The 1782-nt window shown below is 65.9% G+C and carries 1 protein-coding gene and 1 pseudogene; both read right to left on the bottom strand.

The window, feature by feature from the left end; translation table 11 throughout:
- Positions 1-193 precede the first annotated feature (193 nt).
- Positions 194-1666 carry a pyruvate kinase gene (pyk, locus tag MLGJGCBP_RS19410; protein ID WP_160097619.1) on the bottom strand — a complete coding sequence of 491 codons (1473 nt, stop codon included), beginning with the start codon at positions 1664-1666 and terminating at the stop codon, positions 194-196.
- An 18-nt stretch (positions 1667-1684) separates the two neighbouring features.
- Positions 1685-1782 (bottom strand): annotated as a pseudogene (locus MLGJGCBP_RS54340) (transketolase-like TK C-terminal-containing protein); the annotation flags it as partial.

The following is a 1782-nucleotide window of genomic DNA, read 5'->3' as shown; positions in this document are numbered from 1 at the left end:
CGAAGTCGTAGAGCACCTTCGCGACCTGCAGACCGCCGACCTCAACACGCTCAGTCATGAAATGACTCACCTTCCGCACTTGGCAAAACTTCCACGATGCGAAAACACAGTTTCGTATCTTGACATAGAGAAAACCGTGTCCATCGAGTTCTGTCAATAGCGGACGGCCGTACGGTTAGAATTTCCCATCCGATCAGTGGTCTTCCTCGCCGATTCGGTGGACGTGGATCAGGTTGGTCGAGCCGACGGTGCCAGGCGGTGACCCCGCGACGATGACGACCAGATCGCCCCGCTGGTACCGGCCCAGGCCGAGGAGCGCGTGGTCGACCTGGTGGATCATCTCGTCGGTCGACGCGACGGGGTCGACGAGGAACGTCTCGGTCCCCCACGTCAGCGCGAGTTGAGCACGCACTTCGGGGAGCGGGGTGAACGCCAGCAACGGCAACGGGGTGTGCAGGCGCGCCATCCGGCGCACCGTGTCGCCCGACTGCGTGAACGCGACGAGGGCCGCGGCGCCCAATCGTTCCCCGATGTCGCGGGCCGCGTAGGACAGCACTCCGCCCTTCGTGCGGGGTACGTGCCCCAGCGGCGGAACGTGCGTGGACTTCTCCTCCACCGCGCTGATGATGCGGCCCATGGTGCGGACCGTCTCCATCACATGCTTGCCGACGGACGTTTCGCCCGACAGCATCACGGCGTCGGCACCGTCGAGGACGGCATTGGCCACGTCGGACGCCTCGGCGCGGGTCGGCCGCGAATTCTCGATCATCGATTCGAGCATCTGTGTCGCGACGATCACGGGTTTCGCGTTCTCGCGGGCGACCTGGATGGCCCGCTTCTGCGCGAGCGGCACCTGTTCGAGGGGCAGTTCGACTCCCAGATCCCCGCGGGCGACCATCACCGCATCGAATGCGAGCACGATCGCCTCGAGGTTGTCGATCGCCTCCGGTTTCTCGAGTTTCGCGATCACGGGGACCCTGCGGCCGACCCGGTCCATCACGGCATGGACGAGTTCGATGTCTGCCGCCGACCGCACGAACGACAGAGCGATGAGATCGACACCGAGGCGCAGTGCGAACTCGAGGTCGGCGATGTCCTTGTCCGACAGGGCCGGAACGGACACGTTCATCCCCGGCAGCGACACCCCCTTGTTGTTGCTGACCGGACCGCCCTCGGTGACCCGGCACACCACGTCGTTGCCGTCGACGCCGGTCACGATCAGTCCGATCTTGCCGTCGTCGACGAGCAACCGGTCGCCCCGTCTGGCGTCCTCGGCCAACTGCTTGTAGGTGGTGGACACGCGGTCGTGGGTGCCCTCGCACTCGTCGACGGTGATCCGCACGACGTCGCCGTCGGCCCAGACGGTGCAGCCTTCCGCGAAGCGCCCCAATCTGATCTTGGGCCCCTGGAGGTCGGCGAGGATGCCCACCGCCCGGCCGGTACGTTCGGATGCGTCGCGCACCCGGTTGTAGTTCGCCTCGTGATCGGCATGTTCGCCGTGGCTGAAGTTGAGCCGGGCGATGTCCATTCCGCAGTCGACGAGTTCGCGTATGCGATCGCCGGTGGCCGTCGCGGGCCCGAGGGTGCACACGATCTTCGCGCGCCGGGCCGACGCGGCGCCCTGCAGACCCGGGGTATCGAGATGTTCGAAAACTGGTGCTGTCATAGGATTTTCGATTCCGTTCTAGGCGCTGCCGGTGTCGGCGTAGGAGACGGCGGCGGCGCGGACGTCGTCGATGCGGTACTTCGTGGCGGCTTCGACGGCCTTGGAGCGGTCGAGGG

This window comes from Rhodococcus sp. T7, assembly GCF_009872365.1.
Taxonomy (GTDB): domain Bacteria; phylum Actinomycetota; class Actinomycetes; order Mycobacteriales; family Mycobacteriaceae; genus Rhodococcus_F.
Note: the sequence above shows the minus strand (reverse complement) of the source record. Positions and strands in the feature narration are given on the sequence as shown.